10 protein-coding genes are annotated in these 15,213 nt (G+C 42.4%); 6 read left to right on the top strand and 4 right to left on the bottom strand.

From position 1 onward, the window contains the following. Positions 1-59: 59 nt before the first annotated feature. Positions 60-1,313: a mandelate racemase/muconate lactonizing enzyme family protein gene (locus DB520_RS12700; RefSeq protein ID WP_114750093.1), complete on the bottom strand. Its 1,254-nt coding sequence runs from the start codon at positions 1,311-1,313 to the stop codon at positions 60-62. A gap of 199 nt (positions 1,314-1,512) precedes the next feature. On the opposite strand from DB520_RS12700, the gene DB520_RS12695 reads away from it, so the two are divergent. The 4 genes from DB520_RS12695 to DB520_RS12680 all read left to right on the top strand — a co-directional run bounded on the left by DB520_RS12695 (position 1,513) and on the right by DB520_RS12680 (position 8,654). Then, positions 1,513-2,106 carry an RNA polymerase sigma factor gene (locus tag DB520_RS12695; protein ID WP_114750092.1) on the top strand — a complete coding sequence of 198 codons (594 nt, stop codon included), beginning with the start codon at positions 1,513-1,515 and terminating at the stop codon, positions 2,104-2,106. A gap of 144 nt (positions 2,107-2,250) precedes the next feature. After that, positions 2,251-3,357: a FecR family protein gene (locus DB520_RS12690; protein WP_114750091.1), complete on the top strand. Its 1,107-nt coding sequence runs from the start codon at positions 2,251-2,253 to the stop codon at positions 3,355-3,357. A 163-nt stretch (positions 3,358-3,520) separates the two neighbouring features. Further along, positions 3,521-7,036: a SusC/RagA family TonB-linked outer membrane protein gene (locus DB520_RS12685; protein ID WP_157972066.1), complete on the top strand. Its 3,516-nt coding sequence runs from the start codon at positions 3,521-3,523 to the stop codon at positions 7,034-7,036. Between the two features lie 22 nt (positions 7,037-7,058). Further along, positions 7,059-8,654 carry a RagB/SusD family nutrient uptake outer membrane protein gene (locus DB520_RS12680; RefSeq protein WP_198675322.1) on the top strand — a complete coding sequence of 532 codons (1,596 nt, stop codon included), beginning with the start codon at positions 7,059-7,061 and terminating at the stop codon, positions 8,652-8,654. A 629-nt stretch (positions 8,655-9,283) separates the two neighbouring features. On the opposite strand, the gene DB520_RS12670 is transcribed toward DB520_RS12680, so the two are convergent. The 3 genes from DB520_RS12670 to DB520_RS12660 form a co-directional block, all read right to left on the bottom strand. Then, the gene (locus DB520_RS12670; RefSeq protein WP_114750087.1) at positions 9,284-10,027 is read right to left on the bottom strand and encodes a hypothetical protein; all 744 of its coding nucleotides are present in this window, start codon (positions 10,025-10,027) and stop codon (positions 9,284-9,286) included. A gap of 2 nt (positions 10,028-10,029) precedes the next feature. Next, positions 10,030-11,358 carry a S41 family peptidase gene (locus DB520_RS12665; RefSeq protein WP_114750086.1) on the bottom strand — a complete coding sequence of 443 codons (1,329 nt, stop codon included), beginning with the start codon at positions 11,356-11,358 and terminating at the stop codon, positions 10,030-10,032. A gap of 161 nt (positions 11,359-11,519) precedes the next feature. Then, positions 11,520-12,689: a DUF4221 family protein gene (locus DB520_RS12660; protein WP_232834952.1), complete on the bottom strand. Its 1,170-nt coding sequence runs from the start codon at positions 12,687-12,689 to the stop codon at positions 11,520-11,522. A 504-nt stretch (positions 12,690-13,193) separates the two neighbouring features. Here DB520_RS12660 and DB520_RS12655 point away from each other — a divergent pair. Together DB520_RS12655 and DB520_RS12650 are read left to right on the top strand one after the other, a co-directional pair. After that, positions 13,194-13,862, top strand: a complete 669-nt coding sequence (locus DB520_RS12655) for a TetR/AcrR family transcriptional regulator (RefSeq protein ID WP_114750085.1) — start codon at positions 13,194-13,196, stop codon at positions 13,860-13,862. Further along, positions 13,862-15,181, top strand: coding sequence for an ABC1 kinase family protein (locus DB520_RS12650; RefSeq protein ID WP_114750084.1), 1,320 nt, complete (start codon positions 13,862-13,864; stop codon positions 15,179-15,181). The genes DB520_RS12655 and DB520_RS12650 overlap by 1 nt, the downstream gene beginning before the upstream one ends. The last annotated feature ends 32 nt before the right edge of the window (positions 15,182-15,213 follow it).

The following is a 15,213-nucleotide window of genomic DNA, read 5'->3' as shown; positions in this document are numbered from 1 at the left end:
CAAGTACTTAAGCAATTTTCAATTTTCAATTCTCCATTCTCAATTCTCCATTTCACTTTCTACCACATTTCTTCCCCTTCAGCCAAATAGTCTTTAAGCAGCTCTTCATTCAGTTCTATCCCAAAACCCGGTTTGTCGGAAAGTTGGATAAAGCCGTCTTTTACCAGTGGTCGGTCATATCCCAGGATTTCAGGGTCACCGTGTAGGCCTTTTCCACCTTCTTGTAGCAAAAACATTTCGTGGCCCAGAAACTCCCGTACCGAAGCGCCAAGATGGGCCGAAGCCACAGTGGCTATGGGACCAGCCACATTGTGGGTGGCTACGGGCATATAGTACAGCTCTGCAAGGTCAGCGATTTTTTTGGCTTCCAGCAGTCCCCCTGCCATAGACACGTCGATTTCTATCATATGTGCTCCCTGATTCACGATAAAAGGCCTGAAGTCGTCCCTGGTGTACAAGTTCTCTCCACAAAGGATGGGAGCGGGGGACTGTTCGGTCAGCTTCACCCACTGTTCGTTATAGGCGATAGGCAAGGGATCCTCCACCCACCAAGGCCGCATAGGCGCCACGGCTCTGCAAAGCCGTAAGGCACTGTCGAAGTCAAACTCCCAGTGACAATGCACAATGATGTCTATATCTATACCAAGAGCATCCCGCATATTGGCATACCCAGCTTCATTTTGATCCACCTCTTTGTTGGACATTATTCTATTATCGATCTCAAACCATTTCTGATCCCTTAGCACATTGGTTTTAACTGCCGTGTAATTTTCCCCTTTAATCCTCTCCGCAAATTCTGCGCAACTATCCTTGTCCAGCCTGTCTTTGGGGCCTGCATTGAGGTAGGCCCTTACCTGGTCCACATGGGATCCTCCTCCTAATATTTTGTGCACGGGTTGTCCGGTGATTTTGCCCATTAGGTCCCATAGTGCCATTTCCACCCCGGTGATGGCATGGGTGGATATTCCGTGGTTTCCCCCATAATAGGAGGTCCTGGTACCCATTTTAAACAGTAACCTCTCTAAGTCGAAAGGGTCCTGCCCCATCAAAATGGGCTTTAAGGCATTTTCTATGATGTCCTTGGCACCAAATCCACTTTCGTCGTGATGGCATTCGCCTATGCCTACCAGTCCTTGGTCCGTTTCAATTTTGACCAAAGGGCTTATCCTTAGGCCAAGTTGTGCCCTGAGGCATTTCACATCCGTGATTTTCACCCTTTCGGACCAAGCATCGGCCATTATCGGGAAATGGGGCAATAAAGTGGCAATGGGCAATGTTTTCGCCATTTGCTTTAAAAAGATTCTTCTTTCCATGGTTATTTCGTTGGGAATATTTGGTCGGGCTCCAAGATAGCAAGATTTTGAAAACTAGTAGTATAAATAATGCAACTCTTTAAAGTTTCAAAGCCGTTAGTTGTCTTTTTCTTCTTTAACCAGCCAGTAATTAGCAGTTTCTAGCTTGTTTGATTACCATTAATTTATTAACATTGGTGGCAATATTAGATAAACCCAAATGAATGTAAGCTCTAATACAAGCACCTTAGTTTCTCCTGAGCGATATTGGAGTCTTTTGGTGGAGGGAGACAGAAAAGGCCTGGAGGGAATTTATAGGTGTTACGCTCGTGATTTGTTCAAGTTTGGGATGTCCATTTTCCCCGACTATGATTTTGTCCAGGATTGTGTTCAGGAGGTTTTTCTGGATGTTTGGAAATACCATAAAAGCCTAGGGGAAGTCTCCAACAGCAAGGTATATCTTTTCAGAACCATGTCCCACAAAATTTTTAAGGAGGCAAAGCGCTTGAAAAAGAGGGTATGGGAAGAGATTAACGAGGATAATGCCAAGCTTCTATATGTGGATTGTGTGGAGAGTGAGTTGGTGGCACTGCAGGCAAAGGAGCATTTGCAGAAAAAGCTGGCCATGGCCTTAGAAAAGTTGCCGCATAGACAGAAACAGGTATTACTACACCTTTTCTTTGATAAGTTTACCTATGAAGAAGTTTCTAAAATCATGGGTATAAACCTGAGATCCACCTATACGCTAGCTTGGAAGGCTATTGCTTCGGTAAAAAAACACCTTTTACTTCCTATCCTTTTGTTTATTGGTTAAAGGGTTTATTTGCAGATTTTTTTTACTTGCATGTTTTGCCCTCTTAGGCAATTTAAACCATTTATTTAGCAAAAATTAATTTTTTTTAATTTTTAAGGATAACTCCATAAACTTTTGAACTCTTGTTGATAAGGAGTGAAAGTTATGTGTAAAGAAAGTTATACCGTTGAAGATTTTGTCCTGGACCCTGAGTTTCAGAAATGGGTTTTACACCCCAACAAGGAATCTAACTGCTATTGGGATAAATTCCTTACTGAGCATCCGCAGTTTAGGGAAAATATCATAACTGCCAGGAAATTGGTCATAAACATGGCCAAAAAAACAGTGGTGGTATCGGATGAACAATTGGAAGATACCTGGGAACTTATAAACAAAAAAGCTAAAGAAGTTTCGATTCGGGAAGGGAATGAAAAGGTGGTACCTCTAAATGCTGAAACGACAATTTTTAGGCACAGCAAGGTGATGCATCATCCAGGTAAGGGATGGGCTAATCATCAATTCTATAAATTACTTGCCATACTGTTGCTAACCTTTGGCTTAGCTATTTGTGCTAACCTTTTCTTTCCATCTAATTTACCTCAAGAAGTGGAACCTGAAGCCGCAGTGGTTTTTGAGAACCATATCGCACCTCCTGGCGTCAAGTCCAGTTTCACTTTGGCCGATGGCTCAAAAGTCATGTTAAATGCAGGAAGCTCATTGAGGTATATCAAGGGGTTTGAAAGTCATCAAAGAGTACTTGAGTTGGAAGGGGAGGCATTTTTTGACGTGGCCAAAAGTCCGAACAGGCCATTTATGGTAAAGAGTGAAGGAGTAACTACTACCGCTTTGGGGACATCATTCAACATCAAGGCCTATAGGGGGGGAACCATGGATATTGCATTGGTATCTGGACAGGTGCAGGTTTCCATCCCATTGGAGGAAAACCACTTGGTCAGCCTTCAGCAAGGCCAGGGTATTCGTGTCAACATGAGCAAAAAGTCCGTAAGCAAGTTTGAATTTGATGAGGATGTGCTTTTGGCATGGACAAGAAAAACCATTGTATTTCGGCAAACACCAATAAATGAGATAAAAAGCACCCTTGAAAATTGGTTTGGGGTAAAGATAACTTATGTGAATAGGCCCGAGAATGACTTGGAAATATCAGGCAGGTTTACCGACCAAACTTTGGAAAATGTACTGAAAGGTCTGAGCCATTCGGCTCGGTTTGATTTTAGGATTGTGGACGATCAAGTTTTCTTAACCTTTAACTAACCCTATATGAAATAAAAAAAGGCCAAAAGTGCGGCAACACCTTTGGCCTAATGCATGGAAAAAGAGACGGCAATCTCTTTTTCAACATTGTTTATCTGCCGATTCAATAACAAATAAACCTATCAAAGATATGAAAAAATGCATACTTAAGCATGTTATTCACATGACTAAACTATTAACCATTGCCTTTACTTTCCAATGTATGAGCATGAGTTTGCTCTTTGCCCACGAAGGAAATGCACAGGTAAAAAGCATCGAAGAGGTCTATGTTCACCTTTCCCTTTCTGAAGTAAAGGTGGAAGTGGCCTTTCAGCGATTGGAAAGGCTCACGGGGTTTAACTTCGTGTTTGCCCGAAAAGAGATCCGCAAAGCTCCTCTAATTAATTTGGAGAGCGAGGGAAAAAGCGTTTATGACCTCCTCATTGAGGTTTCTAGGCAGGCAAATTTGAGGTTTAAACAGGTCGACGGTAATATTCATGTCCAACAAGCCAGCCAACTATCGCCACCAGTGCAAACGCTCGCCGTTGCGGAGGTCATTAGGGGAAGGGTCTTGGATGAAAATGGAGACCCCGTTCCCGGAGCCACCGTGGTGGTGGAGAATACTACGCTGGGGACAGCTACTGATGTAGACGGGAACTTTTCCTTAGAGGTGGACGAGAATGCGATACTGGTGGTTTCTTTTATAGGCTATGAATCCCAGCGTATTGTTGTGGGAAACAGGAATAATTTCGACATCACATTAGTGGAGGATCAAGCGGCCCTAGATGAAGTCGTGGTGATTGGCTATGGTACTAAAAAGAAAAGAGATGTGTTGGGTTCGGTGGCTTCAGTAAGTGGAGAAGAAATCACACAGTTGCCATTTGGGTCTTTGGATGCAAGTCTTCAGGGATTGGCACCGGGGGTACAGGCTGTTGGGTCGGGGGGTACTCCGGGGGCACCAGTAAGGGTTTTAGTTAGAGGAACAAACTCTATTTCTTCAGGTACGGATCCCCTTTACATAGTGGATGGCATGCCTATATTTTCTGGTATCACAGGCTTGGAAAGATCCCAGAATACCACACCTCAAAGTCCCCTTTCTACAATCAACCCTAATGACATAGAATCGATAGAGGTGTTGAAAGATGCTGCGGCAACGGCAATTTATGGTTCTAGGGGCTCCAATGGTGTGATTATTATCACCACGAAATCAGGAAAGTCTGGAGTGGGCTCAACAGATGTAAGCTATTCTACTGGTATTTCCAACCTTTACAGAACTGCGGAGGATATAGGCTTTGCCTCTACTTCCCAATGGTTTTCCATTATGGACCAGGCCAGGGGTAATTCCGGACTTTCTCCCTACGATCCCAATTTTAACATTAATCTGTTTATTGATGATCCTAAGGCCAATATGACCCGTCAGGAGGCAGAAAATACACAGAACAATTGGTTTGATAAGATTTTGCGAACAGGATCCTTTCAGGATTTAAATCTATCCACCTCCAGCGGTACAGAAAACAGCTCCTATTTCTTATCTGTTAACTACAGAGATGATCAGGGGGTTTTAGAAAACAACCGATTACAGCGGTTTTCCACCCGCGCAAATTTGGACTTTACTCCTGCCAGTAATCTAAAGGCTGGGGCACGCTTGAATTTTACTTATACAAAAAATAACCGAGTTAAATCTGGAGGAGGCGGATTGGGTGGTGATACCGGAGGTACTGCTGGAGGTTGGGTCCAAGCGAATTACAATACCCTTCCATGGTACAAGGTGGAAAATCCAGATCATCCCAGTGGCTATTGGAACCCCCGTTCCGGTACTAATTTAGTTGCAAATATTAATCCGGATTTGTTTTTAGACCAGGTAGATCAATACCGTGCCTTGGGAAATGTGTTCTTGGATTACAGTGTTCCCTGGGTGCCAGGCCTTTCCCTTAGGTCTGAGCTTTCGGTGGATTTTATCCAGAATAACAGTGTTTTTTGGGTAAGTAATACCTTAAGAGAGCTGGGAACTTCTGCAACAGATCAGGCGGTCACCTCTAATAATTTTAATTACAACCTTTATGGGAGTTACGCCAAGAGTTGGGGTGAACATAATGTCTCAGCGGTGTTTGGTACTGAATCCCAAAATACCAGCCTTTATCGTAGGTTTATGTTTGGAGATCAATTGGTGGGTACCTATCAGCAGTTAGGTTCTCCTGATAACAGGATTGATATGTTTTCGGGAGTGGAGGGAGAAAGATACCTGAGGGCGTATTTTGGCCGGGCTGACTATAAGTTCATGGATAAATACCTTGTTGGAGTCAGTTTAAGAAGGGATGCTTCCTCTGTTTTCACTCCAGAAAACAGATGGGGAACATTTAGTGCATTATCAGCAGGATGGATAATTTCCGATGAGGCGTTTTTCGACGGGGGTGATATCAGTCTTCTTAAGCTGAGGGGAAGCTTTGGACAAACTGGCAACCAAAATATTCCCGGCAATCTGGACATTACCAGATTTAGGGCGGACAGAAGGTATGGGGTACCTGAATTGATAGGTGGGGGATCTTCCATACTTGCAATCGGTAATAGAGACCTGGTTTGGGAAACTACCAATAGTTATGATGTTGGCATAGATTACGGATTATTATCCGACAGGATTTCAGGTTCTATAGCATATTATGTACAGGATGTGAAAGATATGCTACTCCAAGTTCCCATACCCTTATCCACTGGGCTGGATGGTGGTAGCAGTATTTGGGCTAATGCTGGACAGCTAATAAATAAAGGATGGGAATTTTCCATCACCTCCGTTAATATCAATAAAAACAATTTTAAATGGACCACTGACTTTAATTATACTACCAATAATAATGAAGTGGTTGGGTTGAACCCTGATGTAGATGCTACCGGCCAAGGTATTATTGCCGGTCAGACCATTACTAAAAAAGGCGGGCGCCTAGGGGCATATTTTCTGGCAGAGTTTGCTGGGATCGATCCGGACAGAGGAGTTGAAGTAATCCATGAAATAGACAGGGCCAGGTTTTTGGAAACTGGGGAAACCGTTAAAACTGGCAGATTAATCCCAGCCACTCAACCAAACGTGCGAGATAATCGGATAATCAATGAGGAGAAAAGTGGTTTGCCCACCTATTTTGGTGGATTAACCAATACGTTTAACTATAAGAATTTTGATTTAAGCATCTTTCTCACCTTCATGGGCGGCAATCACATCTACGACTATGCGGAACACAGGGGGTCTTATGCCCAACGAGGACAGTTCATGCTCCGGTCGGCTATGATTGGAAATACCTGGACTCCTGAAAACAGAGATGCTGAATATCCACAGTTGAGGTGGGACAGTTCCTATCCCTGGGATTGGGATGCTTCTTCGGGAGAATGGATTGAAGGTGTAGGTAATTATAACAATGAATCTACCTATCATGACAGATTTCTTAAAAGAGCGGATTTTGTGAGGTTAAGAAATGTACAAATAGGATATAACCTCCCATTGGAGCTTGTTTCAAGACTAAAAATTCAGGGAGTCAGGATTTTTGTTACAGGCACAAATCTTTTAACCTTCACTGATTTTAACGGATGGGATCCGGAAGTAATTAATATCTCTGGTGGTGCCCAGAATAACAACTTGGCACCTGGTATCATTACAAATCCTATTCTACCTAATTTAAGAACATATAGTTTTGGTATCAATGCAAAGTTCTAATCCAGCGCTAAATTCAAAAGTCATGAAAAAATTAACTCTATATATTCTCTCCCTCCTGTTGCTAATGGGTAGCAATGGCTGCAATGATGAAGAATTCTTTACATTGACCAATCCGCCTGAAGATCCCTGGCTGAATTTAAGAGATTTTGAAAGAGCTCCTGTGGGGGCATATTGGCTGGCATTTAGAAAGGGGGCATGGAACAACCTGATCGGAGGTACACGCCTGTTGAAGACAACCCAAGGAGATAACGTACAGCTATTGCCAGGAACTTCTGCAAACATTCCTTTCAATGAGATGTATGGCAGGATGGCAAACATTGAGATTGATAAATCAAGGAATGCTTTTGTGACTGCTTACCAAATTATTGCCTCCTGCAATGCTGCCTTGGATTTTATTGCAGAAAGTGGAGGGAATCCTTTTCCAAATGCTTCTGAGGCCGATATTGAAAATAACCTCAGAAGGATTGAAGGCGAGTTGCATTTAATGCGCGGTTATGGCTACTGGGTGTTAACTACGATATTCCTTCCTCCTTATGAATCCGAAGGAACTGCCGGATCCAGGCTTTTGCCCCTAAGGATTTCATTCGCAGATAACTTTGATGGGGCTAAAGCTCCCGAAATGGGTACAGGTCCGGAAATTTATGCCCAAATCCTAGCTGATTTGAATAGGGCTAAATCCCTCTTGCCGGAGCGGTTTAACGCTTCATTACACCATCCATCTTATGAGTTTGGCAGAGCAAACAGATTCACGGCCGCAGCTATGCTGGCAAAGGTATATTTTATGATGGGCAGAAATGAGGAAGCTATCCAAGAATTGAATTATGTCATTGATCAAAATGGTGGAGATTATGATTTGTCAGAGGACCCTATTGAAGCCTTTAATAAAGACAACAGTAGTCGGGGAAAAGAAGTCCTTTGGTATGCATTGTATTATGATCCTGTGAACAGGGTAGGTCCGGATGAATTATCCAGTATGACGTTGCGCAGACAGGTCACCACAGGAGCAAATACGTTTCAAAGATGTACTTGGAATCAATTTACGTTCAGTTACAATACCTTGGCAGCTATTGGGTGGATGGAAGACCCTTTGAATGGAAATTACACGCTTACTGAAGAAGCCTTGCAGGATAAGCGATTTAACCAGCTCTATAGAAAATTAGACGGTTATAATCCCGACCCAAATGCTGACCCCTTTATCTATGAAACCATACATTCCGAGGTGGTAACGCCAATGGTTTGGTGCGATAAATACTATAGGGGCCAGGAAATAGGCATCCTGGCAAATATTCCCATTATTCGCCTCGCTGAAATGTATTTGACAAGATCCTTACTTCGGTTGAGGTCTGGTGATGTTGGAGGGGCTACAAATGACTTAAATGTAGTGAGAGAAAGGGCCGGAATTGGGCCTTTGCAGGGAGCAATTACAGAGGAAATAATTGATAATGAAAGAATCAAAGAACTAGCTTATGAAGGTGACCGGACAGATTATCTAAGGTCAGCTAAAAAACCCATTCCGGGAGGGGACAGGGGGGTTCAGGATGAGCCTTTTTCTTCTGAATCATTTGTATGGGTTTTACCTCAAAGCGAACTTGATTTAAACCTAAATTACAGGGATTAATCACCAGTAATAACTATAACATTAAAAAACCGACCAATGGCGTTTTTTTCATTGGTCGGTTTTATATACATCTGAATTAGCTGTACAGGGCATATAAACCGTTGTGCAAGGATACTGAACCGAATTGTTTTGTAAGAGATCAATAATGTAATTAAACTTGGCAAATTCCCATTCCTTATTATTTTGAGTTCGGCTCCGATGAAGACCTGTACGACCGGAAGGGTGGAAACGGTTTTAAAGGAGCTAAGGATGCTACCGAATGGAGCGGCCGTGTAAAACACCAGCCGTTTTTTGGCCGGATATAAAGGGAGCATGCCATGGAACTGGCATCTATACCTTTCTGGAAGGCAAACCCTGTCAAGTTTACGATGCACCCTTCGATGATATTAAGCTAGAAATGCCAATCCTCGATACTGGGGGTTGGCTTTTTTGGTTTTTTCTCCCGCAGTTCTTGCGAATTTATACAGAGGGGCTTTTTATGCAAGCAGTGCTATCCTTAAACTTAAAAAGGCTATTCTTAGAAATGATGCAAAAATTGCCCAATCTTTTAAAAGCAAAAGTATTCTGCGCCATCTGCGGGAATTAATCCCCCTGCTGATTTCGCTAATTTGCGCAGAGTGGTTGGAAGATTATTTTTTGCCCTTTATTCTTTTCACTTCCTCCCAGATCAGAGCAGCTATTTCGGCCATTCCGGCATCATTCGGGTGAATTTCTACGAATTCATTTTCAAATTCCCCAATGGCCTTGTAGGTATCTGATGACCCCAGGTGTCCTATTGGCACATAGTTCCAGCCCCTTTCTTCCGCTGCATGTTTTAGTTGGGTATCCATTTGTGAATTTTCCCAAAATGTGCTGGTAATGATTACTTCTTCTTTCCTACCGTCAAGGATAAAGCCCACAAAATCCTGCAAGGCGATGGAAAAATTGTTTGTTTCCAGTCTTTCCAAAGGCACATTTTCTCCCAATCGGATAATCAGTAAATCAGGTGCAAATTCCCTTAATTCTTCAAATTCGTCTGCGATAAACGGGTTATCAAAGCCCCTCTCAAAAACAAAAACATTTTGCCTCTTTAAGGTCACGGCATTATCCAGGTTTTGGAAAGAAGAGGATAAGGTATGGAAAAAGTCTTTCGAGGGTTCAGAGGCTGCCATTCCCCAATCTCCATACCACTTGATTTCCGTATTGGGAGGATGGTGGGTGATGCTATTTCCTATTACCAGAACCCGGTCAAATTTACTTTCCTCATACTGCTTTTCTAAAAGAGAGCAGCCAAGGAAAATATTGGAAACCAACATGACGAAGCACCAAAACCATTTTTTGATTAGGCAATTTAATATACCTTTCCACCTTCGGGTTTGGGCCTCAAAGTTCATAATTAATATACAGGAAATTCCTTACCCAGCCCTGTAAAGTCATCTATCATCACCCATTCTTCCATTGGGGAATGGAGTAATCGTGCAGAGGGAGAAAGTGACCCAAATTGAATATAATCCCTAGCAGCGGCAAAGCGGCTTTCCTCGGGGCTTCCCCAGTTTTCGGAGGGGTTGTCCGCCACTGGGATATCCACAGGAAACCCATCGAAAAATTCCGCCTTGCCATTCGCATTGGCGGTTGCAAAGGTCACCGGCACTAGCTCCACATCATTTTGGGCCAAGGTATTATTGAAGCTGGACATAGGGAATGATCCCACCGGCTTTCCATAAGTTCTGTCCCCAATTAGCGCTAAATCCATGTAAGGTTCCAGGCAGTTGATAATAAGTTCACTAGCAGACGCAGATCCTCTTGAGGTGATGAAGACCACTCTATCCACCTCTAAATTCCCCTTTTTGCTAAAAAAATACGATTCGTTGAGATTTGTTTTATCGCCGTTTAATGCGTTTTTATACATTAACTTCCCATCATAGGAGGATGGGATCAGCGCATTCATGATTTGTTCTGCCACAGCTACACTACCCCCTCCATTATACCGGAGATCCAGGATAAGCTCACTGATATTGGCATCTTCAAAATACTTAAGTGCTTCTTCCACCTCTAGACTCCTGGTGGGGCTTTCGCCGGGACTGGCTTTAAAGCTGTTATATACCCAGTAGCCCACGTTTTTGCTATCTATCTTAAGGATTTCTTTGTGCAAGACAGAGTTTGACTGGTAATCTTCCTTGGTATTTGACTTTTTGGTAGTGGTGCCGTCCGGCAATTTTAAGGTAAAGGTATTGGTTACCCCCGGGTTATTGGGGCCGAGTTGGAAATTATACCCTCCATTCGTCCTGTATTCTGCGACGGGTTTTCCATTTACTTCCAAAATCTCCCATCCCCTTTCCCATCCATCTTTACCGGCAGGTGAGTCTTTATAAACAAATGAAACGTAAATTCCCTCATCAGGACCTAATGCGATACCAAACCCATGTCCGGCATTTTGTCCGGTAAAGGCCCTTTCGAAATCCCCTCTTGTAGTGAGGTAAGACCATCTGTCCAATTCCTCGTACCTGAGAGCCGACAAAAGTGAGTTGTTGGTTCGGAAAGCATTGGGATTTATGCCCTGAGGCATCCGGTCGTTCCAAAAGTACCATTCCTGCATGCTTTCGTATATGGCTTCCTTTACCCGTTGTTCCCTGACATGGGGCACGTCTTCATCTACTTCACATGCCCAGAAGCCAAACATCGGTATAATCAACAGCACCCAATGATTCGGTAATTTTTTTTTCATGATTATGATCAAATCGCTGATTTAAGTTTATAAACGTTATAAACCCCCAAAAAAGTTTTAAAAAACCTTTTTACTTGACAAGATAAGCCCCATCTATGCACAATATGAGAATCTTGATATTTTTGGATTAAGGGATGAAGCGGAATAATTGGATTTGGAAATTAGTCTATGGTAATTCTGACAAATGCCATTTCGTCTTCCATGTTTTCAAATAACCAAATCCTTTGATCAATAAAAAAGTGTTTTGGCGGGGTCTTTTGATAAGTATCTAGGTAGGTTTCCCAGATGATATTAAGGTCTTTGTCAAAAACACTCAAATAAACCTCAGCTCCTGTTTCAATGGGCGCTCCGAGCTCGTTAAGTTCTTCCGAAAATTTGGTTTTGTAAGAAAGTCTTACGTATTGCTGCGATACAGGATCCCAATGAAGGGGCATAAAGTTGATGTGCTCCTGAAACTTTCTCCTGTGGTAATCGGACTTCTCTAATTCTACCTTAGCTGGCATTTTGTATTCATTTTTGTTCTCCGTTAATATGCTTTCCCATTCTTTGGAATAAATGGAGTCCGTATGCATGTCGTAAATCAGTACTTCATTGAACACCATGTTGGTAAATAAGATTTTTTCATTGGCGACCGTTGGCCATGGTTTTGGGCTAAATTCCCCTGCAAGATTTCCATCCTTTATAATTTCCATGCTATAATCTTTGAGTTTTTCTTTTACTGGTAGCGTTGTCTTTTTATAGGATTGCTGGGCTAAATCAAATTTAAGAATGAAATAATCTTCGTTATGATTATCTAGGTAGTAGCCAAAAAGCTGGTTGGGATGGTTGGGGTATTCCAATAACCTTGCGGGGAAAGCTCTTAAGTCAAGGATTTCTTGTGAAGCAATTTTGTCCAACCTCAAATCATTTATTTTTTCACTACGCTGGTTAAAAACAGCACTTGCTCCATAAGTCCAGAGCAATAGCAATTCATCTTCAAAGGTGCTGAACCCAGCTAAGTAGGCACCCATTCCATTCGGCCCCTCTGTTTCATAAGGGATCATTTCTTCCAATATCAATCTTTCCAAATTGATTTTAGAGAACTTTGGCACTCCATGGGTATAGTGAAAAAGGAATTTGCCATCCTTCGAAAGTTCCGGGTTACCGATCCCGTACCTTAGGTTGATGATTTCATCCCTGCTGTCAATCACAACGGTGTCCTGTGTAAGGGTAAAGGCCCTATATTCAGGGGAATCCTGGTTATTGGCAGCACAGGAGATGAGCAGACACCATACCACCATGAATATCCCGAAGTGCTTGATTTTCAAAACCATTGCTTTAGATGAATCCATGGTTAGTAAAAATTAAAGTTTATTGTACGTTTATAAAAAGAGACAAAATCCCTCCTAGTTTAATCTAAAATTATGGGGTGGATAGGTTTTTTAACAAAAATTACCATTCCTTACTTCCAGAAAGAAACTAGTTTTATGTGAACCAAACTACGGACAATTATCTCCCGCAGATTTCGCAGATATTCGCAGAGGACCTCCGCAGTACACAAGTTACTCTGCAGGAATCCGACCGTCAATATATTCCTAACTTGAGACTAGTATATTATTGGCATTGAGTCCATTTGGGGAAGCTTTGGGATTTCTTTGTTTATTCGTTTAAATTTTTCATAAAATTTCATTACTTCCTCCGTTGTATCCAATATCACTGGATTTTTAAAATTTAATATGAATACACGTGGTGATACTTGTATGTAAATTTATAAGGGATAAAGATAAATCCTACCCAAATTAAAACCCCTTTACGGTTTATCTTGTTAACAAGTAGGAAAAAATTCTAAAACACCGATGACCGAAGAAAATAAATCCGCAAGTGCGGAAATCAATAGAGATAGCATCATAGAGGGATACGTGGAATATGTGTTGGAAAATGGAAAAGAACCCGTATCCCTCTATAAATTCGCAAAGTCCCTTCACCTCAAAGAAGAGGAGTTGTATGCATTTTTCACTTCCTTTGAAGCGATTAAGGCGGCGGTATGGGAATTGATTTTTGACCGTACGGTTCAAGAATTACAAAACCAGGAGGTCTATCCTAACTACTCTGCCCGTGAGAAATTGCTGGGATTTTATTTTACGTGGATAGAGCATTTGAAAAAAAAGAGAAGTTACCTCATTTCCCTTTATCAGCATTCGCAAGGGTGGAAAGCTCCATATCCCCAAGAAATTAAAGTCTTCAAAGAAAAATTCAAGTCCTTCGTTGGTGACATCGTATTGGAAGGTAAGGAAACGGAAGAAATTGCAAACCGACCGTATATCAGCGAAAAATATGATGAGGCCTTATGGCTTCAGGTAATGTTTTTGTTCCAGTTTTGGCTGAAAGACACTTCTCAGGGATTTGAAAAAACCGACGCCGCCATAGAGAAGTCCGTCAATTTGGCCTTCGATTTAATGGGTAAAAGCGCCGTTGATTCCTTTCTCGATTTTGCAAAATTCCTTTACCAATCCAAACCATCCTAATGACAGATAAAATAAGAGAACAGGAAAGCATTCCGGTTTCCAAGGTACAACGCGCGGCCAAATTTATTAGGACAGGAGCCAAGGTTGGTGGAAACTATGTGAAACATTACGCCAAAAGGGTAGTAAACCCCCAGCTTTCCAAAGATGAGCTTCATACTAGCAATGCCACGGACATCTATGATTCCCTGAGTGAATTGAAGGGAAGTGCGCTTAAGGTTGCGCAAATGATGGCCATGGATAAAAACATGCTTCCCAGGGCCTATCAGGATAAATTTACCATGGCGCAGTACAGTGCGCCTCCGCTTTCCTTTCCTTTGGTGGTGAAGACCTTTAGGCAGTATTTTGGGGCAGGGCCAGAATCCCTGTTTGATACTTTTACCCCCTCAGCAGTAAATGCGGCATCCATTGGTCAAGTTCATAAAGCCACCAAAGGAGATAAGGCCTACGCGGTAAAAATTCAATACCCGGGTGTGGCATCCAGCGTAAGTTCCGACCTTAAACTGGTTCGCCCCTTTGCGCTCCGACTACTGAACATGAATGAAAGGGAGTTGGATCATTACATGGAGGAGGTGGAAGAGAGGCTCCTAGAGGAAACGGATTATAAGTTGGAAGTAAGGCGAAGCAAGGAGATTTCCCAAGCCTGTTCGCATATTTTAAATTTGACTTTTCCTACCTACTATGAGGATCTGAGCAGCCCCCGTATCATCACTATGGATTGGATGGACGGTTTACATTTGAGGGAATGGCTACAGACACAACCTAAGCAAGAGGAGAGGAATGCAATAGGTCAGGCACTTTGGGACTTTTACCATTATCAGGTACATGTGCTGAAACAAGTGCATGCTGATCCTCATCCAGGGAATTTTATTATTCAAAATGAGGGCAAATTGGCAGTCATTGATTTTGGATGCGTGAAGGTAATTCCTGAGGACTTCTATACCGGGTATTTTTCCCTTATTAAAAGGGATTTGCTGATCCGGGAAGATGAGTTAAACCAAATTTTCTATGATCTGGAATTTGTGAGTGACAAGGACACCGAAGAGGAGAAAAAATATTTCAAGGGGGTTTTCAAGGAGATGATATCCTTGCTGGGCAAGCCTTTTCATGTGGATAGCTTTGACTTTGCCGATGACAGCTATTTCCAGCAGATTTTCCAATTGGGGGACCGTATTTCCAACGAAAAGATGTTTCGGAAATCCAAGCAGGCTAGAGGCTCCAGGCATGGTTTGTACATCAACAGGACATATTTTGGCCTGTACAATCTGCTCAACCAGCTTCAGGCGGAAATTGAAACCACTAAGCCGGACTGGCTCAAATAAGAAACAAATTTTACCCACAGAGGAATATCATC

The organism is Pleomorphovibrio marinus, from assembly GCF_003347495.1.
Taxonomy (GTDB): Bacteria; Bacteroidota; Bacteroidia; order Cytophagales; family Cyclobacteriaceae; genus Pleomorphovibrio; species Pleomorphovibrio marinus.
The sequence above is the reverse complement of the archived record's forward strand: the minus strand, read 5'-3'. Positions and strand labels throughout refer to the sequence as shown.

Excerpts from the sequence above, each read along its gene's own strand:
- DB520_RS12700 (WP_114750093.1), bottom strand. The coding sequence starts at position 1,313 with ATGGAAAGAAGAATCTTTTTAAAGCAAATGGCGAAAACATTGCCCATT.
- DB520_RS12695 (WP_114750092.1), top strand. The coding sequence starts at position 1,513 with ATGAATGTAAGCTCTAATACAAGCACCTTAGTTTCTCCTGAGCGATAT.
- DB520_RS12690 (WP_114750091.1), top strand. The coding sequence starts at position 2,251 with ATGTGTAAAGAAAGTTATACCGTTGAAGATTTTGTCCTGGACCCTGAG.
- DB520_RS12685 (WP_157972066.1), top strand. The coding sequence starts at position 3,521 with ATGACTAAACTATTAACCATTGCCTTTACTTTCCAATGTATGAGCATG.
- DB520_RS12680 (WP_198675322.1), top strand. The coding sequence starts at position 7,059 with ATGAAAAAATTAACTCTATATATTCTCTCCCTCCTGTTGCTAATGGGT.
- DB520_RS12670 (WP_114750087.1), bottom strand. The coding sequence starts at position 10,027 with ATGAACTTTGAGGCCCAAACCCGAAGGTGGAAAGGTATATTAAATTGC.
- DB520_RS12665 (WP_114750086.1), bottom strand. The coding sequence starts at position 11,358 with ATGAAAAAAAAATTACCGAATCATTGGGTGCTGTTGATTATACCGATG.
- DB520_RS12660 (WP_232834952.1), bottom strand. The coding sequence starts at position 12,689 with ATGGATTCATCTAAAGCAATGGTTTTGAAAATCAAGCACTTCGGGATA.
- DB520_RS12655 (WP_114750085.1), top strand. The coding sequence starts at position 13,194 with ATGACCGAAGAAAATAAATCCGCAAGTGCGGAAATCAATAGAGATAGC.
- DB520_RS12650 (WP_114750084.1), top strand. The coding sequence starts at position 13,862 with ATGACAGATAAAATAAGAGAACAGGAAAGCATTCCGGTTTCCAAGGTA.